Source organism: Brachybacterium sp. B718/18 (genome assembly GCF_055454375.1).
The window spans coordinates 42,051-62,445 of sequence record NZ_JBVDDO010000002.1 but is presented as its reverse complement, the minus strand read 5'-3'; the positions used below and the strand labels follow the sequence as shown (position 1 = coordinate 62,445).

The window sequence follows — 20,395 nt, the reverse complement described above, 5'->3', positions numbered from 1 at the left end:
TCACCAGTCTCACCAGGCTCACCAGTCCAGGGCGTGCTCCCCGGGCCCGAGCTGCCGGTCCGTGCCCGGGAGCAGCACGCGGGCACGGGTGCCGCCCGGGACGGTGATCCGGAGCGTGCGCGCCTCGCGGTCCACCGTCAGCGCGATCTCGCCCGCCCGCGTGCGGCGCGTCATCGTGATCCGGCCGACGGGGACGTCGGGATCCGGCGCCACCAGGAAGTTCCCCCAGCCGCCCGGTCCGCGGCGCAGCCCGGCCACGTTCTCGTGCAGCCAGGTCGCCGGGGTGCCCATGAAGTAGTGCGAACAGGATCGCGGGTCCTCCCACATCTCCATGAAGGTCGAGTTCCCGGCCTCGAGCCAGGCCCGCCAGCCGGGGGCCGTGGGATTCGCGAGCACCCGCCAGGCGAGCGCCCCGTGCCCGGCCGCGGAGAGCACAGGGAGCAGGAAGCGCACGCCCAGGTGGCCGCAGTCGTGGTGGTCCCCGGCCCTCTCGATCTCCCGCACCAGGTTCTCCTGCACCGCCGCGACCTGCTCGGCGGGCACCGTGCCGAGTGCGAGGGGGAGCAGGTTCGAGGTCTGCCGGTAGCCGGCGCCGCCGGGGTCGCGGTAGAGGCCGCGCTCGGCATCGAGGAAGACCCGGTTCACCGCCTCCTCGAGCTGCTGGGCGGAGGCGCGCAGCTCCGCACCGCCCCCGAGGTCCGCCAGCTCGAGGGCGTGGGCGAGGCGGCGCTGGGCGCTCGCGACCATCAGGGTGGCGCTGAGCCGCTTGTCCTCGGGGGCGGGGCCGGGGCTCCCCGGCGCGAGGTAGTCGCCGAGCACCCCGGAGATCAGGCCGTCGCCGTCGCGGCGGGACAGCTCGTGGTCGAGAGAGCGGCGCGCCGCGGCCTCGTGGGTGCGGACCGCCGCGAGATCCCCGTACTCGCAGGCCAGCTCGTCGAGCAGCACTGGCATCAGGGTCGTCCACTCGGGGGCGGGGGAGAGTTCCTCGTAGCCCCAGCCGGGGTTCGGCGAGATGACCGAGAGGGAGCCGTCGGCGCGTTGCGCGTCGACCTGGTCGTCGAGCCATTTGCGCAGCATCCGGTGCATGTCGAAGCTCGTGGTCATCGCCGCGAGCGCGGTCAGCGCGTCGCCGGTCCAGCCGTTCTTCTCGTGCATCGGGGTGTCGGTGGGGACGTGGTGCATGTTGTTGGCGAGCGAGGCGCGCATCGCCGCGTCGAACCGCTCGACGAGGCGCTCCGAGCTGGTCAGCGTGCTCGCCGACGCGAGATCCGCATGGGCGAGCAGCCCCGTCACCCGCACGTCCGCGAGGTCCCCGGCGACGGCCTCGAGCTGCACGTAACGGAAGCCCTTGTAGGAGTGCTGCGGCTCGAAGGACTCGGCGATCCCGGGGCGCAGGCGGACGTCGTCGCGCTGGAAGCGGTCGGCGCGGATGTGCTCGTTGTCGTCGTCGACCGTGCCGTCGGCCCGCAGCTTCTCCCCGTGCCGGGCCCGGAAGGCGACCGGCTCGGCGAGGGCGTCGACGTGCTCGGCGAGCTCGAAGCGGCACCAGCCGGCGATCACCCGACCCAGGTCCAGCACGATCCGCTCGGGCCCGGCGGAGACGGTGCGGGGGGCGATCTCCTCGCGCACCACGATCGGCTCCTGGGCCTGGAGCTGCAGGATCGGCTCGTCGACGTCCGCTCGTCGCCGGGAGGCGGGGTAGTCCGGCTCGACCAGCACCGGGTCCCAGGTGGCGTCGTCGTAGCCGGGCAGGCGCCAGGCGGCGGGGTCCTCCCGGGGGTCGAAGGTCTCGCCCGCGTACATCGAGTCGTGCGTCACCGGCCCCGGGGCGGTGCGCCACTCGGGCCCGGTCGTGAGGACCCGCGAGCTGCCGTCGGCGAGGTTCACGCGCAGATGCGCCCAGGCCCGCACCGGTCCCCGCCACGGCGCCTGCTCCCAGCGCCACACGTTCTCGGTCGTGAGGGCGTGGAAGCCGCGACCCAGGTCCAAGCCCAGCACGTTCTCGCCCGCCCGCAGCAGCGGGGCGATGTCGACGTCGAGGACCTGCACGCGGACCCGCGGATCGGTCAGTCCCGGATCCAGACGGGAGGCGGAGGCGGGGGAGCCGTTCACCCAGGCCCGCACCGTGCCGAGCCCCGTGTACCGCCAACGTGCGGACAGCGGCGGGGCGGGCAGGTGCAGCAGGGCGCGCAGCAGCGGGTTCTGGGGATCGTCCCCGGGGGCGGTGATCCATCGGGCATCGAGCGGATCGAGGGCTGCGGACATGGCTGCCACTTGGTTCTCTGTGCGACGTCGGCGTCGGAGGCAGTCTGTCACGCAGGGTGCAGGGCGCGAGGGGGGGCGGCTCAGCTCCCCAGATGGCCCGAGAGCAGCTCCATCCGGCGGGCGCTCTCGCCCTCCAGGCCCACGATCCGCACCTCCTTCCCGCGCTCCGCGTACTTGCCGCGGATCGCGTCGAGGGCCGCGACGCTCGAGGCGTCCCAGACGTCCGCGCCCGTGAGGTCCACGATCACCACCTCGGGGTCGCCCGCGTAGTCGAAGCGGTAGACGAGATCGTTGCTCGAGGCGAAGAACAGCTGGCCGTGGACGAGATAGCGGCGCGCGTCCACCGTGCCGTCGCCGTCGAGGTCGCTCTCCCACACCGCCTCGATGCTCACCAGGTGCGCGACCCGGCGGGCGAAGGCCACGATCGCGGTGAGCACCCCGGCGATCACGCCCACGGCGAGATTGTGGGTCGCGACGGTCGCCACGACCGTCACCACCATCACCAGGGTCTCCGAGACGGGCATGCGGCGCAGGGTCGACGGGCGCACGCTGTGCCAATCCACCGTGGCCACGCACACCATGATCATCACCGCGGCCAGAGCCACCATCGGCACCCGGCCCACCACGTCGCTCAGCAGCATCACCAGGACCAGCAGGAACACCCCGGCGCTGAGCGTCGACAGCCGCGTGCGACCCCCGCCGTCCTTCACGTTGATCATGGTCTGGCCGATCATGGCGCAGCCGCCCATGCCGCCGAAGGCCCCCGCGGCGAGGTTCGCGACGCCCTGCCCCCAGGCCTCCCGGGTCTTGTCCGAGTGCGTGTCGGTGAGGTCGTCGACGAGCTTCGCGGTGAGCAGAGATTCCATCAGGCCCACGAGCGCCATTCCCACGGCATAGGGCGCGATGATCCGCAGCGTCTCGAGGGTGAGCGGCACATCGGGGACCATCAGCACGGGCAGCGACTCGGGCATCTCGCCCTGGTCGGCGACGTCCGGGACCTGCCAGCCGGTGACCACGACCAGGACGGTGAGCACGGCGATCGTGATCAGCGGAGCGGGGATCACGGTGATCAGCCGTGGCACCACGATCAGCAGGGCGAGGGCCAGCGCGAGCAGCGGCAGCACCACCCACGGAACGTCCCCGCCGAACAGGTGGGGCAGCTGGGCCGTGAAGATCAGGATCGCGAGCGCGTTGACGAAGCCGGTCATCACCGAGCGGGGGATGAAGCGCATCAGCCGTGCGACGCCGAGCAGCGCCAGCAGGATCTGCAGCACCCCCGCCAGCAGCACGGCGGCGATCAGGTGGTCCATGCCGTGCGACGCGACGAGCGGGGCGATCACCAGCGCGGTCGCCCCCGCCGCGGCGGAGACCATGGCGGGGCGCCCGCCGACGATCGCGATGGTGATCGCCATGATCACCGCCGTGAACAGGCCCACCCGCGGATCCACCCCGGCGAGCACGGAGAAGGACACCACCTCGGGGATCATCGCGAGCGCCACCACCAGCCCGGAGAGCAGCTCGATGCGCAGCAGCCGGGGGGAGCGGAGGGCGGAGAGCATCGACGGCGGGCTCGCCTGGGAGTGCGCGGGGGCGTCGGGGAGGACGGGGGATCGGGTCACCGGGACATGATCCCAGGCTCCGCCCCGGGGCCGCTGGCACGATGGCCCGATGGACATCCCCGGAGCGCTCGCGGCCGTGTGGGGGCGGATCCCGCCCGATGCGGCTCCCTCGCCCGGCTGGTGGCTGGTGCTCGCGCTCGTCGCGACCGCGCTCGCGGTGAGCGTGCCTGTGCTGTGGCGGCTGACCCGCCCGGCCGTGACGATCGTGCACGAGCTCGGCCACGCCGTCGTCGGCGTCCTCTGCGGACGGCGCTTCACCGGCTTCGTGGTCAGCGCCGACATGTCCGGGCACGCGGTGACCGTCGGGCGCCCCCGCGGGTTCGGCCGGATCGCGTCGACCTGGGCGGGCTATCCGGCGCCCGCGATCCTCGGCGCGCTGCTGGTGCAGGTCGCCCTCGCCGGGTGGGGGCGCACAGCGCTGTTCGCGGCCCTCCTCGCACTCGCCCTCGCCCTGATCTTCTCCCGGTCGCTGCACACCGTGCTGGCCGTGCTCGCCACCGCAGCGGGCGTCGGCGCCCTCTGGTGGTGGGGCGGCCCGGGACCGATCGCGCTGCTCACCCTCGCCGCGGGTGCCTTCCTGCTGCTCGGTGCGTGGCGGCACCTCGGGGCGGTCATCGCCTCCGGTCGCAGCGGTGACGATCCCGCGCAGCTCTCCCGGCTCACGGCTCTGCCCGCCCGGGCATGGACAGCCTCTTTCGCCCTCGTCCTCGCCGCCTGCACCCTGTGGGCGGGCGCGGTGCTCGCCGGACCGCTGGGCGACCTGCTCTGAGGCCGCGGCTCGCGCCTGGTCTACGCTGGGCGCTTCCGCCCGCCGTCCCGAGGAGCCCCATGTCCGCGATCGCCGTCCCGGCCCGCCGCCCCGTCCTGGCCGATGCGCTGCCCGCGCACCGCACCCTGCTGACCGATGCGGGGCTGATCCTCGCCGGCGTCGTCGTGCTCGCCGCGCTCGCGCAGCTGACGATCCCGCTGCCGCTCGTGCCGATCACCGGGCAGACCCTCGGCGTGATCCTCGTCGGCGCGTCCCTCGGCTCCCGTCGGGGCGCCCTCTCGATGCTCGCCTACCTGCTGGTCGGCCTCGCGGGCGCGCCGGTCTTCGCCGAGTTCTCCGGCGGGCCCGCCATGCTCCTCGCCCCGAGCTTCGGCTTCGCGCTGGGCTTCGTGCCCGCCGCCTTCGTGGCCGGCTGGTTCGCGGAGCGGGCCTGGGACCGTCGGCCGTTGCTGGCGCTGGCCGGCTTCCTCGCCGCGAGCGCGGTGCCCTTCCTGGTCGGCGTCCCCTACCTCGCGATGATCCTGCACTCGGTGATGGGCGTGGAGGTCACCGTCGGCTCGGTGCTCGCGGCGGGCCTGTGGCCCTTCCTGCCCGGCGGCGTGGTGAAGGCCGCGATCGCCGCGGTGCTGCTCCCCGCCGCCTGGCGCGGGGTGCGGGCGCTCGACGCGCGCCGCTGACCCCGCGCGAGGCGGACCTCAGGCTCCGGTGCCCGCGCTGAAGGGCGCCAGGTGTCGACCGATGTGCTCGGCGACCACCGCGGTGTGCTCCTCCTGATGCGCGGCGACGACCCGCAGGAAGCGGTCGTGGATCGACTCGCCGGAGGGCAGTGCACCGTTCAGCGAGTCGCCGTAGCCGACATGGAGGATCTGCCGGGCATCGTCCGAGCGGATCAGCTCGGTGAGGTCGACCCCCTCGAGGGTCGTGGGGGTGCGGTCCTCGTGCGCGGAGACCTGGTAGCTCGCGCGGGCCTTCACGTAGGAGGCGCGGGAGATCCCCCAGATCGTGGCGAACAGCTCCGGGTCGTGGGCGGCGATGATCTCGAGGGCGCACAGGTAGCTGGTGCCGGAGGTCTTCAGGTGCACGTGGCCCTGCGTCGCCTCGACGCACAGCGGGTAGATCGAGAACTTGTCCGAGCCCGAGTGCAGCGAGATGCGGTAGCCGCCGAACTGCTCGGAGATCGCGTGATGGGCCTCGAGGTTCAGGCGCAGCTCCTCGGGATCGCCGAGGAAGTCCAGGCCCTTCTCGAAGCCGTCCACGTAGCGCGGGGCGAAGCTGAACCAGCTCGCCCCGAGGCGCTTCAGCTCGGTGGCCAGGTAGAAGTGCTCGAAGAAGGTGGTCAGCCAGGCGGTCTCGTCGACCGCGAACTCGATCTCGATCTCGTGACGGGCGGTCGAGGTCGCGTGGCGGTACAGCCGGATCGCGTCGGCGACCGCCGCCCCGTACTTCACGGCCGCGGTGATCACGTCCTGCTCGGTGACCTCGATCCGCGAGTGGCCGACGTCGAGGGTGAGGCCGGCGTAGCGGGCGAGCGTCTGCTCGAGGGTGTCCTCGAGGGCGTCCCAGGGCAGGGAGGCGGCGTCCGCCGCGGTGACGCCGCCGGTGACGTCGGCGACGTGATCGCCCGGATCGAGCGTGAACATGACGAATCCGGCCTCGAGTCCGCGGTCGATGCCCTCGGTGGTCTTGATGTGGTCGCAGTCCGCGCCGAAGCCGCCCTCCCAGCCGGCCTCGAGCAGGCCGAAGACCGCATCGTCCATGACGGTCCGGGCCGAGCGGCCCAGACGGTCCATCTCGCGGATCGACTGCTGGGCCAGCACCGGCATGACCCCCTGGCCGTGGGCGGCGAAGGCCGCGGCCTGCCCGGGACCGGCCAGGCCGATGCGGTCGCCGGTCCCGACCGAGGTGCGGTGGCGGCTGATCAGCTGCGGGCGCAACACCGCGAAGGCGTCCTGCAGGGCCTTCGCATTGGCGGTGCTGAGCGGGCCCTCGAGCAGATGGGCCTCGCCGTCGGGGCGGATCTCGCCCTCGAAGGGGGCGAGCGCGTCCGCGGCGGCGGCGCGCACGTGCAGGGAGCGGACGGCGCCGTCGTAGTGGATGTCGGCCTCGAGCGCGTCGGTGCGCAGGGTCATGGATCTCTCCGATCTGAAGGGGTTTGGGTGGGGTCGGGTCAGCGGGTCAGGTCGAGCAGGATCTTGAGGTCGGCCGTGGCGCCCTCGGCGGCCGCGCGCAGCACGGCGGGCGCCTCGTCGAGCGGGACCGTGCGGGTGCGCAGCGGGGCGACGTCCACGGCGCCGCCGGCGATCAGCTCGATCAGCTCCGCGAAGACATGGCGGCTGTTGCGGGAGCCGAGCACGTCGAGCTCCTTCTTGATCAGCGCGGACTGGTTGAAGGTGACCTCGCGGGTGCCGTTGCCGATGAGCACCAGGCGGGCGCCGACGGCGGCGGCCTCGATCGCGCCGAGGAAGGAGACCGGGAGGCCGGTCGCCTCGAGCACCACGTCGAAGCCGTCCCCGTCGGTGGCGCGGGCGACGAGGTCGGGGATCTCCTCCATGCGGAGGTCCGCGGTGCCCTCGGCGCCGAGGGAGGCGGCGAGCTGGAGGCGGTCCGGGAGGATGTCGGCGCTCCAGACCTGCGCCCCGTGCGTCCGGGCGGAGAGCAGGGCCAGCTGGCCGATCGCCCCGGCGCCGAGGACCAGCACCCGCTCGCCCTCGCGCACCCCGGCCCGGCGCACGGCGTGGTGGCCGATCGAGAAGGGCTCCACCAGTGCGAGGTCGCGGGGGTCGAGGCCCCGGGCGGCGTGGAGCCGGTCGACGGGCAGGGTGATCATCTCCTGGAAGGCGCCGTCGCGGTGCACGCCCAGGGTCTCGTTGTGCACGCAGGCGTTGATCAGCCCTCGGCGGCACGAGTAGCAGGTGCCGTCCTGCCGGTAGGGGACGCCGGTGACCACGTCGCCCGGGGCGAAGCCGCCCGGATCACCCTCGATCCGCACGATCTCGGCGGAGAACTCGTGGCCGGGGACGCGCGGGTAGCTCGCGAAGGGCTGCGTGCCCCGCAGGACCTGGAGGTCGGAGCCGCAGATCCCGGCGTAGAGGATGCGGAGGAGGGCCTCGCCCGCCGCCGGGACGGGGTCTGGGATCTCCTCGACCCGGACCTCGCCCGGTGCTCGCACACGCAGCGCTCTCATGGTGCTCCTCTCGGCGCCTTCGCCCTGGGAATTCGCTTGCCGGAAACGATTGCATATCTTCGGCCTGCATGGAAGAGTCGGCTCACGCGAGAGCGGCATCGGGATCATGCAATGTTTGCAGTAGGGAGGTGGGCATGTCCGTGACCCTGCGGGACGTCGCCGAGCGCGCCGACGTCTCCGTCGCGACCTGCTCCCGCGCCTTCCAGCGCCCCGAGCTCGTCGGCGAGGCCACCCGCGAGCGGATCCTCGCCGCGGCGTCGGCCCTCGGCTACCGGCCCAACCGCAGCGCCCGCGCCCTCATCACCGGGCGCACGGGCGTATACGGCGTGATCGTGCCCGACCTCGAGAACCCCTTCTTCGCCGCCGTCCTCAAGGGTGCGCAGGCGCGGGCCCACGAGCTCGGCACCCAGCTGCTGATCACCGACGCGGGGGAGGCCCCGGAGGGGGAGCTCCCTCTGGTGCGGACCCTCGCCGCCCAGGTCGACGGGATCGTCCTCTGCTCGAGCCGGATGGACGAGACGTCCCTGCGCGAAGCCGTCTCCCTCACCCCGCTGAGCCTGGTCAACCGCATCTCCCCGGACCTCTCGGGGGTCTACGCCGATCCGCTGCCCGGCATCCCCACCGCGCTCCGCCACCTGCGCCGCACCGGGCACACCCGCATCGGATACGTCGGCGGCCCGCCCGCGAGCCGCTCCGACGCGGTGCGCCGCGAGGTCATCGCCGAGCAGTGCGCCGCCGCCGGGATGGACTGGACGGACATCGGCGCCTTCACCCCCGACGTCGACGGCGGCCGCCGCGGCGCCGAGGCGGTGCTGCTCAGCGACGTCACGGCGGTGCTCGTCTACAACGACCTCATGGCCCTGGCCCTGCTCGAGCGGCTCGCGGGCTTCGGGGTCGACGTCCCCGGGGAGCTCTCGGTCGTGGGCTGGGACGACATCCCCTTCTCCTCGCTGCTCCATCCCGGACTGTCCACGGTGCAGGTGCCCCGCTACGACATGGGCGTGACCGCGGTGGACCTGCTCCACGACGATGCGACGAGGCCCCGGCGCGAGGATCCCGTGCGCACCCGCATCGGCCTGCCCACCACCTTCGTGCCCCGTGGCACGACGGGACGCGCCCGCGCCGCCGAGCCCGCCAGTACCCTCACCCCATGACCGCCACCGACGCATCGCTCAGCACCCCGCTCGCCGAGCTCCCGGGCGTGGGCTCGCCCGCCTCGCGCGCCTTCGCCGAGCAGGGGCTCCGCACCCTCGGCGACCTGGCCGGTAAGGACTGGACGACCCTCGCCGCGCTGCACGGCGTCGGGCCCGCCTCCGGCCGACGGATCCAGGCGGCGCTCGCCGCGCACGGGGAGAGCCTGCAGAACCCGCCCGCCCCGGACACCCGTCGGGCGAGCGTGACGGCGGGGAACACCGGCGTCGGCGCGAAGGACATCAGGACCCACGCCACCACGGTGTCCCCCGAGGAGTACCTGGCGACCGTGACCGGGCGCCGCCACGCGGAGGGCCTCGCGCTGCTCGAGATGTTCCGCGCGGCGACCGGCGGCGCCGAGGCCGTGATGTGGGGCCCGAGCATGATCGGCTTCGGCGAGGTCCACTACCGCTACGCGAGCGGACGCGAGGGCGACACCTTCCACCTCGGCTTCAGCCCCCGCGCCTCCGACCTCTCCCTCTACGGGCTCACCGGCACCCCACGCGCCGAGGAGCTGCTCGCACGCCTGGGGAAGCATCGCCTCGGGACGTCCTGTCTCTGGGTGAAGAAGCTCGAGGACGTCGACCAGGGCGTGCTGCGGGAGATGGTCGAGCACGCGTGGGAGACCCCGCCCGAGGCCTGCTGACCCGGCTAGCATCGTCTCCGACCCCGCCCCCTCGGAGAGGAACGCATGATCACGAGCCCCGCGACCGCCGCCCGCCCCTGGGACGAGATCCCGGCCGGCGCCGCCGACCTCCGCCTGGTGGTCAGCGACATGGACGGCACGCTCCTCACCCCCGGCGGCGAGCTGCCCGCGGGATTCTGGGAGCTGATGGGCGCTCTGCGGGAGCGGGGCATCGCCTTCGTCCCCGCGAGCGGCCGCCAGCTCGCGACGCTCCAGGCCATGTTCGGCCCCGATCCGGCCAGCGGCCGGGAGGGCGTGCCCAGCTACATCGCGGAGAACGGCACCCTGGTCCTGCACGAGGGCGAGGTGGTCGAGACGACGCCGGTGGGGAAGGGGACCACCGCCGAGGTCATCGAGCTCGTGCGCGCCCTGAACGCCGACGGCGCCGGGCTGGGCCTGGTCCGCTGCGGGGTCGAGAGCGCCTACGTCGAGGCCGAGGACGAGCACTTCCTCGCCGAGGCGCGCACCTACTACCACCGTCTCACCTCCGTCCCCGACCTCACCGGGATCGAGGGCCCCACGCTCAAGCTCGCCGTCTTCGACGCGGTCGACGCCGAGGCGACCGCTCCCGCGTTCGACCGCTTCACGGTGAGCGAGCAGGTGGTCGTCTCCGGGCGGCACTGGATCGACGTCATGAGCCCGACGGTCGACAAGGGCCGCGGGGTCCGGGCCCTGCAGGCCGCGCTCGACGTGACCCCGGCCCAGACCGCCGTCTTCGGCGACTACCTCAACGACACCGGCCTCTATGCGACGGCCGACTGGTCCTTCGCGATGGCCGACGCCCACCCCGGCATCACCGAGCTCGCCCGCTACATCGCCCCCGGCAACGACGAGCGGGGCGTGCCGCGCGTGCTCGAGCACCTGCTCGGCCTCGGCCGCTGACCCCGTCCCCAGGAGAGACATGACCGAGAACGTGACGCTCGCCGTCGGCGACCCCGCCCCCGACTTCGACCTGCCCACCGCCGGCGGCGGCCGGGTGAGCCTGGCCGAGCTCCGCGGCGCCCCCGCGCTGCTGTGGTTCTACCCCGCCGCGAACACCTCCCTGTGCACCCGGCAGGCCTGCGACCTGCGCGACCATCATCGGATGCTCGCCGATGCCGGTTACCGCGTCGTCGGCATCTCCCCGGATCCGGTCCCCGAGCTCGACCGCTTCGTGGCCGAGCAGGGCCTGCCCTACACGCTCGCCGGCGACGAGAGCCACGAGACGATGGCGGCCTACGGCGCCTGGGGCGAGAAGAACATGTACGGGAAGGTCGTCGAGGGCGTGATCCGCTCGACCTTCGCCGTCGACGCCGACGGGATCCTCACCCTGGTGAAGTACCGCGTCGGCACTCCCTCGCACATCGCGCTGCTGCAGAAGCGCCTCGGGCTCACGGCCGACGGGTGAGCGGCCGGGTGTGACGTGATCCGCCCGGGCTCGCTTTGGCGCACCCCGCGCCAGCCCGTATGCTGTATCGGCGTGCTGCGTGCGAGCGCAGCGCCAGGAGACGTGGCAGAGCGGCCGAATGCGCTCCCCTGCTAAGGGAGTAGGTGGTGATAAACCGCCTCGGAGGTTCAAATCCTCTCGTCTCCGCCGCAGCAGACAGCCCCCGGCAGGGTCCTCCCGCCGGGGGCTGTTCGCGTTCTAGGGTCGCCGGGTGCTCAGCCGTCCTCGGACAGCGTGGACCACTCCGGGCCCGTGCTCTCCCGCAGCTCCGGGTCGCGCAGCACCTCGGTGCCCTCGCCGGTCAGCAGGCGATGGGCGAGCTCCCGCAGGGAGAGACGCAGCAGCGCCCCGGCCCGCGAGTCGTCGCCCGCGGCGAGGGCCTCGAGCAGCTCGTCGTGCTTCGCGGGGAGATCGGCGCGGACCCCGAAGCCGAGCGGATCCGAGAAGGAGCCCATTCGGGTGAGGATCACGATCGTGCTCATGGCGGAGGCGAGGAAGCGGTTCCGGGCGATCTCCGCGAGCTGCTGGTGGAGGTCCAGATCGGCGTTCCCGGCCTCGATGACCTCCTCGGCCGCGAGGGAGGCCGCACTCCGGGCCGCGCACTCGCGGAGCGGCGCGAGCAGCTCGCGCACCCCGTCCTCGTCCCCGTCGGCCCGCAGCTGCGCGGCGCGATCGGCGACGATCGTGGCCGCCTGCATCTCGATGCCCAGGCGGTAGTCGATGAACTCCGACATCGTCTCGGGGTCCATGCGGGTGACGAACAGGCCGCGGCCCGGGAACTGGGTGAGCAGGCCGTCGCGCACCAGACGCTGGCAGGCCTCGCGCAGCGAGGAGCGGGAGATGCCCATCTGCTTGGACACCTGCACCTCGGGGATGCCGTCACCGGGGCGGAGGTCGCCGTAGTAGATGGCGTTGCGCAGCTCCAGCTCGACCTGGTCGATGATCGAGGGCCGCCGCAGCGGCTGCATCATCGGCAGCTGGACCGTGTCGCGTCGCGGGGTCATGCGGTTCCTCCAACAGCTCGGGCGCGAGGGCGCGGGGGCGACCTGCAGTATTCCACCGCTGCGTCCGCTCCGCGATCGGTGCGGGGGTCCCGCGATCCGCCCCCTGTACCCTGGGCCCGTTCGTCCCGCGCCGACGCGGTCGCCCTTCGCTGTCGGCGGCCGTCGTTCGGCGCCGACTCCCAGGAGGCCCCGTGCCCGAATACGACGCCCTCGTCGTGCCGACGCTGACCAGCGAGTTCCCCGTCGTCGGCGACGATCCCCATATCGACGCCCCGCTCCGTGCGAGCGTGCGCCGGTTGTCCACCCTGCTGGGCCGTACTCTCGCGGACCAGCACGGCCCCGAGCTGCTCGAGCTCGTGGAGCAGGTGCGCCAGCTGACCAAGTCCGCGAAGTCCGAGGACACCACCGCGAGCGCCCGCGACGTGCAGGCCCGCCTCGCGGAGCTGCCCCTCGAGCAGGCCACCGCCCTCACCCGCGCCTTCACCCAGTACTTCCTGCTGGCCAATGCGGCCGAGCAGGTCTACCGGGTGCGCGCGATGCAGGAGCGGCCCGCCGCCGAGTCGTGGGTGCCGCGCGCCGTCGAGGGCGTCGTGGAGAAGGTCGGGGCCGACGGGCTGCAGAAGGCCGTCGACTCGCTGGACGTGCGCCTCGTGTTCACGGCGCACCCCACCGAGGCCAGCCGCCGCGCCGTGCTGACCAAGCTGCGCCGCATCTCCGACCTCCTCGCCACCGAGACCGAGGAGGGGACGGTCGAGCGCCGCCGCCAGGACCACCTGCTGTCCGAGGCGATCGAGGCGCTGTGGCTGACCGACGAGCTGCGGCGCACCCGCCCCACCCCGCAGGACGAGGCGCGCAACGCTCTCTACTACCTGCGCCAGCTCTACCTGCACACGATGCCCGGCTTCCTCGACGACCTGCGCGAGGAGCTGCGGGCCAAGGGCGCCGACCTCACCGAGCGCCAGGTGCCGCTGCGCTTCGGCTCGTGGATCGGCGGCGACCGCGACGGCAACCCCTTCGTCACCGCCGAGGTGACGCGCGAGGTGCTGCAGCTGCAGTCCGAGGCCGCGATCGACATCGCCATCGAGATGGTCGGGGAGCTGATCGCGGACCTGTCGATCTCCAGCGCCCTGGCCGGCGAGGACGAGGAGCTGCGCGGGTCCATCGCCGCAGACCTCGCCTTCGAGTCCGAGGTCGACCGGACGCAGCAGGAGCTCTTCGACCAGGAGCCCTACCGCCTCAAGCTCGGCACCATGCGCGCCAAACTCCGCGCCACCCGGGATCGGGTGCGCAGCGGCGAGGCGCACGTGCCCGGGCAGGACTACCGCGACGGCGAGGAACTGCTCGGCGACTTCGACGTGCTGCGCGAGTCGCTGCGCCGCCACGGCGCCCATCGGGTCGCCGACGGGGCGGTCGCCATCGCCCAGCAGGTGCTCGCCGGCTCCGGGCTGAACCTCGCGACGCTCGACATCCGCGAGCATTCCGAGAAGCACCACCACGTGCTCGCGCGGCTCTTCGACCGCGTCGGCGAGCTGGACCGCCCGTACGACGAGCTCAGCCGCGCCGAGCGCACCGAGGTGCTCGGCGCCGAGCTGGCGAGCCGTCGGCCGCTGGTCGGCACCTCGATCAGCGAGGACCCCTCGCTCCTCGACGACGCCACCCGCACCACCTATCGGGTGTTCGGCGAGATCCGCGATGCCCACCGCCGGTACGGCCGCAGCGTCATCGAGACGTACATCATCTCGATGACCCACGGCGCCGACGACGTGCTCGCCGCCGCGCTCCTCGCCCGCGAGGCGGGCCTGGTCACCCTCGCCGGCGGTCCCGGCGCGGAGGAGAACCGGGCCGACATCGGCTTCGTCCCGCTGCTCGAGGAGGTCGCCGAGCTGCGCCACGCCGACGAGATCCTCGAGGCGCTGTTCGCCGACCCCTCCTACCGGGAGATCGTGCGCCTGCGCGGCAACCGCCAGGAGGTCATGCTCGGCTACTCCGACGGCAACAAGGACGCCGGCGTCATCACCAGCCAGTGGGAGATCCACCAGGGCCAGCGTCGGCTGCGCGACGTCGCGGCCCGCCACGGCGTGACCCTGCGGCTGTTCCACGGCCGCGGCGGCTCCGTGGGCCGCGGCGGCGGCCCCACCTACGACGCGATCCTCGCGCAGCCCTACGGCGTGCTCGAGGGCGAGATCAAGTTCACCGAGCAGGGCGAGGTCATCTCCGACAAGTACATGCTCCCCACTCTCGCGCGGGAGAACCTGGACCTGTCGCTCTCGGCCGTCATCGAGGGCTCCGCGCTGCACACCGCGCCGCGCACCAGCCCCGAGCAGCTCGAGCGCTTCGGGGGCGTGATGGAGACGGTCTCGGACGCGGCCTTCGCCCGCTACCGCACCCTCGCGGACGATCCCGACCTGCCCGAGTACTTCGTGACCTCGACCCCCGTCGAGCAGCTCGGCGACCTCAACATCGGTTCGCGGCCCTCGAAGCGCGCCACCTCGGACAAGGGCCTCGACGGCCTGCGCGCCATCCCGTGGGTGTTCGGCTGGACCCAGTCGCGCCAGATCGTGCCCGGCTGGTTCGGTGCGGGCTCCGGCCTGAAGGCCGCGCGCGAGGCCGGCCTCGAGCCGGACCTCCACGAGATGCTCAAGCACTGGCACTTCTTCCGCAGCCTCATCAGCAACGTGGAGATGCAGCTGGCGAAGACCGACCTGCAGATCGCCGCGCACTACGTGCACTCCCTCGTGCCCGAGCGACTGTGGCCGCTGTTCGACCGCATCAAGGAGGAGTACGAGCTCTCGGTCGCGGAGATCGAGCGGCTCACGGGCGTGCTCGAGCTGCTCGACGGGCAGCCGGTCCTCAAGCGCACCCTCGCCGTGCGCGACCGCTACCTCGACCCGATCTCCTACATGCAGGTCGCGATGCTGCAGCGCGTGCGCGCCGCCGCGGCGGCCGGCGAGGAGCCCGACTCCGAGCTGCAGCGGGCCCTGCTCACCACCATCAACGGCGTGGCGGCCGGCCTCAAGAACACCGGCTGACCCGCCCGCAGGAGAGCCTCCCCACCCTGCCCCGGCACGGTGACCGGCGGGTAGCGGCGCCTGAGGGAGCATGTTGCGGCGAACATGCTCTGTCAGACGCCGCTACCAATCAGTAACCCCGAAAAGCGGGCGCGGGACGGGCAAGCCCGGCCGTCAGCGTCCGGTGCCGTCGACGGCGAACTCGTCGATGCGGGCCAGCTCCTCCGAGGTGAAGGAGAGGTTGTCGAGCGTCTGGATGTTCTGCTCGAGCTGATGCACGGAGGAGGCACCCACGAGGGCGGTCGCGACCTGCGGGTGGCGCAGGGCCCAGGCCAGGGCGAGCTGGGCGAGGCTCTGCCCGCGCTGGTGCGCGATCTCGGAGAGGCCCCGTACACGCGCCTGGTAATCGGGGTCCTTGACCTGGCGCTCGCTGAGCGAGCCGGAGGACCCGCCGGCCCGCGATCCCTGCGGCACCCCGGACATGTAGCGGTTGGTGAGCAGGCCCTGCTGCAGCGGCGAGAACACCGCGAGCCCCACCCCCAGATCCTCGACCGTCTCGAGCAGGCCGTTCTCCACGTGCCGGTTGAACATCGAGTAGGAGGGCTGGTGGAGCAGCAGCGGAGTGCCCATCTCGCCGAGCAGCCGGGCGGCCTCGCGGGTCCGCTCGGGGGAGTAGTTGGACACGCCCACGTACAGCGCGCGCCCGCTGACGACGGCCTGGTGCAGCGCCCCCATCGTCTCCTCGAGCGGGGTCTCCGGGTCCTCGCGGTGGTGGTAGAAGACGTCCACGTAGTCCAGACCCATCCGCTCGAGGGACTGGTCGAGCGAGCTCAGCAGGTACTTGCGCGAGCCGCCGTCCCCATAGGGGCCATCCCACATGCGGTAGCCCGCCTTCGTGGAGACGATCAGCTCGTCGCGGTGACGGGAGAAGTCCTGGGCGAGGATGCGCCCGACGTGCGTCTCGGCGCTGCCCGGGGGCGGACCGTAGTTGTTGGCGAGGTCCAGGTGGGTGATGCCGAGGTCGACGGCGCGACGCACGATGTCGCGGAGGGTGCGCGGATCGCGGTCCTCGCCGAAGTTCTGCCACAGGCCGAGGGAGATCGGGGACAGGCGCAGGCCGGAGCGGCCCGCGCGACGATAGGGAGTGTGCTCGTGCCGGTACTGGGCGGGGACGTAGGCCTCGTTGCTCATGCGTCCAGCATAGAGGGCCATCGCAGGTCAGCGCGGGGACTGCCGTCCGTCAGGGGAGCGGGCGGACCATCACGCGCATGCCCAGCCCGGGCACCTTGAGGTCCGCGGCGTTCCCCGCGAAGGGCACCGGGCGGCCGACGTCGGCGAAGCCGCAGCGCGCGTACCAGGCGGCGAGCTCCGGCCGGGAGTCCAGGACGCGCAGGTCGAGGATCTCCAGCCCCTGCGCCGCCCGACGGCGGGCATGCTCCTCGAGCAGCGCCCGACCGATCCCGCCGCCCTGGACGTCCGGGTCCACGGCGAAGAGCCCCAGCTCCGCGCCCCGCCCGTCCTCGTGGAGGGCGGTGTAGCAGCAGCCCACCACGGCGCCGTCGCGCTCCGCGACCAGCAGCAGATGGACCTCGTCGGTGATCGCCTCGCGGATCTCGTCGGCGTCGGCGCGGGCCCCGGCGACCAGATGCGCCTCGGTCGTCCAGCCGCCCTCGGCGCGGTAGGCGCGGTGCACGAGGTCGAGGAGGGTCGCGAGGTCCGCCGGGTCCGCCTCGCGCAGGGTCACCGCGCCGTGCCGCGTCGCCGTCACAGGACGCCTGCCGTCCGCAGCCCCTCGAGCAGGCCGTGCCCGTCGGGCGCCTGCACGTCGGTCGGGGAGTCCGTGCCGTGGGAGCGGGCCTCGAGGGGTCGCGGGGTGCCGTGGGCGAGCAGCTGCTCGGACTCGGTGAGCTGGCGGATGACGATCGCCTCGACGTTGTCGGGATGGTCCGCGGCGAACTGCGCGTAGATCGACGGGTCGTGCTGACCGTCATCGCCGATGAGCAGCCAGCGCACGCCGGGGAAGGACTCCGCGAGCTGGGCGAGGGAGCGGTGCTTGTGGTCCGGGCCGGAGCGGAAGAAGCCGGTGTTGGTGGGACCCCAGTCGGTCAGCAGCAGCGGGCCGTCGGGGTACCCGTTCTTGTACAGGAAGCGCTTGAGCACCGGGAAGACGTTCCAGGCGCCGGTGGACAGATAGACCACGGGCAGCGCCGGATAGCGGTGGGCGAGCCGCTGGTACAGCATCGGCATCCCCGGGACCACCTGCCGGGAGGACTGGTGCACCACGAAGGCGTTCCAGAAGGCGAGCAGCGGACGCGGCAGCCAGGTCACCATGACGGTGTCGTCGATGTCGCTGACCAGGCCCACCGTCGCGTCCGAGGGGAAGACTGACACCTCGGCCGTGACCTCGTTGCCGGGCACGGTCCACAGCACGGCCTGGTGGGTGCCGGGTACGAGGCGCACCTCGAGGCGGGCGTCGACGATCCCGGAGCGATCCGCCCGCACCGACACCTCGTGGTCGCCGAGGCGGATGTGGACCGTGCGGTGCGGCGCGACCTGCCCCGCGAAGTTCCGCCAGCCCCGCACCGCCATCGTGCGCATGTCGTGCACGGGCTTGTCGTGGAAGTCCGCCGGGGTGCCGGGCGAGGCGTACAGCACCTTCGCCAGGACCCGTACCTGCTCGGTCGAGCCGTAGCCGTGGAAGGGCTGCAGGCGCAGGTCCCATCCGAGCCGGCGCAGCGCGGTGCCGACGGTGACGTTCTTGACGTCCTCGAGCCGGGAGGCCCAGTGCGGTCGATCGGAGGCGCCGCGCGCTGACAGGGCGCGCAGCATCGCCCGGGGTGAGGGCGTGCGGGAGGTCACGGGCACGGGCCGGTCAGAGGCCGCGTGCCATCTTCAGCCAGGCGCCGTCCGCGTCGTCCTCCACGATCTCCCAGCGGTCGCCGGTGTCCTGGAAGCCGAGGGAGGTGTAGAGCGATTGCGCGACGGTGTTGGTCGGGCCGACGTACAGCGTCACCGTGTCGGCGCCGTCCTCCTTGGCCCAGCTGAACACGGCCTCGGCGAGGCGCTGGGCGAGGCCGCCCTTGCGCGAGCCCGGGGTGACCCACATGGCCTGCAGCTCGCGCTCGTTCTCGGGGGAGTCCGCCTCGTGGCGCACGGCCACGACCGCGAGGGGGTGGCCGTCGTCGACGGCGAGGAACCAGGCGGCATCCTGGACGCGCTGACGCCACACGGAATCCTCGTAGGTGGACTCCTTCTCCCAGCTCTGCCCGAAGGCGGCGGGGTCGGTGCTGAGCGAGCGGAGACGGATCTCGCGCACGAGCGACCAGTCGTCGTCCTGGGCGCGGATGATGTCGGCCATGGCTGTCCTCCTGAGCCGTCCTGGGATCGTCATGGGCGGGTGCCCTCGTGATCATGCCGTGGCGCGTACGCCTCTGCGGCGCGACGGCGCCGAGTGCACGTTCTCCAGCATTGTAGGGGGCATCACGAATCGGCGCTCGCAGGGACCGGGGCCTTGACACAATGGGGCGCATGTCGACATTGCGAGTCCTCACCGTGTGCACCGGGAACGTGTGCCGTTCCCCGGCGGCCGCCGTCATGCTGCGCCAGGCGGTCCAGGAGGCGGGGCTGGCGGACCGGGTCGAGATCGGCTCGGCGGGCACCAGCTGGGAGGCCGAGGGGATGCCGATGGACGAGCGCACCGAGCTCGCCCTCGAGCGCGCCGGCTACGCGCGGCCCTTCGAGCACACGGCCAGCACCATCCACCTGCACGAGCTGCTCTGCTGGGATCTGGTGCTGCCGATGACGGCGGAGCACGCGCAGACGCTGCGGCGCATGGCCGAGCAGGCGCCGAGCGACGGGGACGCGCCCGAGATCGTGATGTGGCGACGCTTCGACCCGAAGGCTCCGCAGAGCGCCCCCGAGACGGAGATCGCGGTGGAGGATCCCTGGTACGAGGGGCAGGCCGCCTTCGACCGCACGATCCGGCACATGCGGCGCAGTCTGCCGGGCATCCTCGAGCATCTGCGGGAGCGGCTGGGCTGAGGGTCGGGGCGCGGGCGGGCGTCAGCCCTCGCGGCCGCGCGAGCGCAGGATCGAAGCCTGCCGGCCACGCCAGGTGGCGCCGATGAAGCCGGCGGCGGTGAGGAAGCCGATGCCCAGCGCGGCGATCAGCACCTGGCGCAGGCGACCGAACGGGGAGTTCGAGTTCTCGGTGAACGCGCCCAGCAGCTGCACGATCGGACCACCGCCCTGGTCGGGGGAGGCCGACGCCGGGGCAGGGGTGGCGGGATCCTCGTCCTGCACCACGACGATCTCCTCGGACTGCTCCGAGGACTGGTCGGTGGCCGGGGCCGAGCCGTCCCCGGAGGTGCTCGAGGGCGCCTCGACGGGGGGTGCGACGGACGGGTCCTCCGGCTCCGGCGAGTCCTCGGGCCGCTCCGCGGCGGGGGCAGCGGCGGACTCCGCCTCTTCGTCCTCCGTCTCCGGAGGCGGGGCGGGCTGCAGCTCGGCATCCGGGTCGGTCGTCTCCGGCTCCTCGGTCTCCGGATCCGTCTCCGGAGCGGGCGGCGTGGTCTCGTCCGTCGGCGTCGCGGAGGGCTTCTCGGTGGGAGCGGTGGTGTCCGGGGGAGTGCTCGTGGGCGTTCCCTCCGTGGGCTCCGCCGTCGCCGTCGGCTCCTCCGTGGGCGGCTCCTCGGTGGGCGGAGCCTCGGCCCCTTCCCCGTCCTCGGTGGGCGTCGCGGACTCCGAGGGGAGGAGCGTCTGGGGCGGGGTGGGACTGCTCGGGACGGACGGGGTGAGTTCCTCATCCGTCGTCGGGACCGGCTCCGACGTCTCGGCCGGCGTCGGCTCGGCGGTCTCCGTCGTCGTCTCGTCCGGCGTCGCCTCGGCCTCGGCCTCGGACTCGGTCACGACCGCGCCCTCGTCGGCGCACTGAGCGGCCTCGCCCGCGCGCGCGGCCTCCGGCGTCGGGGCGGAACCGTCGTCGCAGGCGGCCGACTTCGCGGGGCGATCGGGTCCGGAGCCCGGATCGGCGAGGCCCGGAGCGGCCGCGGCGGGCACGACGAGGAGCAGGGCGGCGGATCCGGCGCACAGGCGCGCGCGCAGTCCCAACAACGTGGATCCCCCCTTCCCTGATCGCAGATCTGAGCTGCGTGCGGCGACGTCCCGGTGGGTCCGACGGAGCATATTACCGTACGGATCCTTTACCTACGGCAAGCATCGTGCCCAGGAATTGCGGGGGGCGCA

General features: G+C 73.0%; 18 protein-coding genes and 1 tRNA gene. 9 read left to right on the top strand and 10 right to left on the bottom strand.

The window, feature by feature from the left end:
• Positions 1-18: 18 nt before the first annotated feature.
• Positions 19-2,265 (bottom strand): family 78 glycoside hydrolase catalytic domain, encoded by a 2,247-nt coding sequence (locus ACZCAH_RS04150; protein WP_464339866.1) that lies wholly within the window; start codon positions 2,263-2,265, stop codon positions 19-21.
• 80 nt (positions 2,266-2,345) lie between these two features.
• Positions 2,346-3,941: a SulP family inorganic anion transporter gene (locus tag ACZCAH_RS04145; protein WP_464339865.1), complete on the bottom strand. Its 1,596-nt coding sequence runs from the start codon at positions 3,939-3,941 to the stop codon at positions 2,346-2,348.
• Between ACZCAH_RS04145 and ACZCAH_RS04140 the strand changes: the two genes are divergently transcribed.
• Both ACZCAH_RS04140 and ACZCAH_RS04135 read left to right on the top strand, forming a co-directional pair.
• Positions 3,934-4,653, top strand: a complete 720-nt coding sequence (locus tag ACZCAH_RS04140; RefSeq protein WP_464339864.1) for a M50 family metallopeptidase — start codon at positions 3,934-3,936, stop codon at positions 4,651-4,653. The genes ACZCAH_RS04145 and ACZCAH_RS04140 overlap by 8 nt on opposite strands.
• 59 nt (positions 4,654-4,712) lie before the next feature.
• The gene (locus ACZCAH_RS04135) at positions 4,713-5,330 is read left to right on the top strand and encodes a biotin transporter BioY (protein ID WP_464339863.1); all 618 of its coding nucleotides are present in this window, start codon (positions 4,713-4,715) and stop codon (positions 5,328-5,330) included.
• Positions 5,331-5,348: 18 nt separating this feature from the next.
• On the opposite strand, the gene ACZCAH_RS04130 is transcribed toward ACZCAH_RS04135, so the two are convergent.
• Together ACZCAH_RS04130 and ACZCAH_RS04125 are read right to left on the bottom strand one after the other, a co-directional pair.
• On the bottom strand, positions 5,349-6,782 hold the full coding sequence (locus ACZCAH_RS04130; RefSeq protein WP_464339862.1) for a tagaturonate epimerase family protein: 1,434 nt from the start codon (positions 6,780-6,782) through the stop codon (positions 5,349-5,351).
• Positions 6,783-6,820: 38 nt separating this feature from the next.
• Entirely contained in the window at positions 6,821-7,837 is a 1,017-nt protein-coding gene (locus ACZCAH_RS04125) for a zinc-binding alcohol dehydrogenase family protein (RefSeq protein ID WP_464339861.1), read from the bottom strand.
• Between the two features lie 134 nt (positions 7,838-7,971).
• Here ACZCAH_RS04125 and ACZCAH_RS04120 point away from each other — a divergent pair, with 134 nt between their 5' ends.
• From ACZCAH_RS04120 to ACZCAH_RS04100, 5 genes are all read left to right on the top strand, one after another.
• A complete protein-coding gene (locus ACZCAH_RS04120; RefSeq protein WP_464339860.1) occupies positions 7,972-8,991 on the top strand; it encodes a LacI family DNA-binding transcriptional regulator in 1,020 nt (339 codons plus the stop codon).
• Positions 8,988-9,674: a helix-hairpin-helix domain-containing protein gene (locus ACZCAH_RS04115; RefSeq protein WP_464339859.1), complete on the top strand. Its 687-nt coding sequence runs from the start codon at positions 8,988-8,990 to the stop codon at positions 9,672-9,674. Before ACZCAH_RS04120 ends, ACZCAH_RS04115 begins: the two co-directional genes overlap by 4 nt.
• A 45-nt stretch (positions 9,675-9,719) precedes the next feature.
• Positions 9,720-10,595: an HAD-IIB family hydrolase gene (locus tag ACZCAH_RS04110; protein WP_464339858.1), complete on the top strand. Its 876-nt coding sequence runs from the start codon at positions 9,720-9,722 to the stop codon at positions 10,593-10,595.
• A gap of 19 nt (positions 10,596-10,614) precedes the next feature.
• Complete coding sequence (locus ACZCAH_RS04105) at positions 10,615-11,100, top strand: peroxiredoxin (RefSeq protein WP_464339857.1); 486 nt, start codon at positions 10,615-10,617, stop codon at positions 11,098-11,100.
• A gap of 96 nt (positions 11,101-11,196) precedes the next feature.
• Positions 11,197-11,286: transfer RNA gene (locus tag ACZCAH_RS04100), tRNA-Ser, on the top strand.
• A gap of 68 nt (positions 11,287-11,354) precedes the next feature.
• Here ACZCAH_RS04100 and ACZCAH_RS04095 read toward each other — a convergent pair.
• A complete protein-coding gene (locus ACZCAH_RS04095; RefSeq protein WP_464339856.1) occupies positions 11,355-12,143 on the bottom strand; it encodes a GntR family transcriptional regulator in 789 nt (262 codons plus the stop codon).
• A gap of 191 nt (positions 12,144-12,334) precedes the next feature.
• Between ACZCAH_RS04095 and ppc the strand changes: the two genes are divergently transcribed.
• A complete protein-coding gene (gene ppc / locus ACZCAH_RS04090) occupies positions 12,335-15,172 on the top strand; it encodes a phosphoenolpyruvate carboxylase (RefSeq protein WP_464339855.1) in 2,838 nt (945 codons plus the stop codon).
• Positions 15,173-15,325: 153 nt separating this feature from the next.
• On the opposite strand, the gene ACZCAH_RS04085 is transcribed toward ppc, so the two are convergent.
• From ACZCAH_RS04085 to ACZCAH_RS04070, 4 genes are read right to left on the bottom strand one after another with little or no spacing between them, the layout of a single operon-like run.
• Positions 15,326-16,342, bottom strand: coding sequence for an aldo/keto reductase (locus ACZCAH_RS04085; RefSeq protein ID WP_464339854.1), 1,017 nt, complete (start codon positions 16,340-16,342; stop codon positions 15,326-15,328).
• A gap of 49 nt (positions 16,343-16,391) precedes the next feature.
• Positions 16,392-16,919 (bottom strand): GNAT family N-acetyltransferase, encoded by a 528-nt coding sequence (locus tag ACZCAH_RS04080; RefSeq protein ID WP_464339853.1) that lies wholly within the window; start codon positions 16,917-16,919, stop codon positions 16,392-16,394.
• Positions 16,916-18,016 carry an App1 family protein gene (locus ACZCAH_RS04075; protein WP_464339852.1) on the bottom strand — a complete coding sequence of 367 codons (1,101 nt, stop codon included), beginning with the start codon at positions 18,014-18,016 and terminating at the stop codon, positions 16,916-16,918. The genes ACZCAH_RS04080 and ACZCAH_RS04075 overlap by 4 nt, the downstream gene beginning before the upstream one ends.
• Before the next feature lie 7 nt (positions 18,017-18,023).
• Positions 18,024-18,509, bottom strand: a complete 486-nt coding sequence (locus tag ACZCAH_RS04070; RefSeq protein WP_464339851.1) for a GNAT family N-acetyltransferase — start codon at positions 18,507-18,509, stop codon at positions 18,024-18,026.
• 170 nt (positions 18,510-18,679) lie between these two features.
• Between ACZCAH_RS04070 and ACZCAH_RS04065 the strand changes: the two genes are divergently transcribed.
• Positions 18,680-19,192, top strand: a complete 513-nt coding sequence (locus tag ACZCAH_RS04065) for an arsenate reductase/protein-tyrosine-phosphatase family protein (RefSeq protein ID WP_464339850.1) — start codon at positions 18,680-18,682, stop codon at positions 19,190-19,192.
• Positions 19,193-19,213: 21 nt separating this feature from the next.
• Here ACZCAH_RS04065 and ACZCAH_RS04060 read toward each other — a convergent pair whose 3' ends face one another.
• The gene (locus ACZCAH_RS04060; protein ID WP_464339849.1) at positions 19,214-20,263 is read right to left on the bottom strand and encodes a hypothetical protein; all 1,050 of its coding nucleotides are present in this window, start codon (positions 20,261-20,263) and stop codon (positions 19,214-19,216) included.
• Positions 20,264-20,395 lie beyond the last annotated feature (132 nt).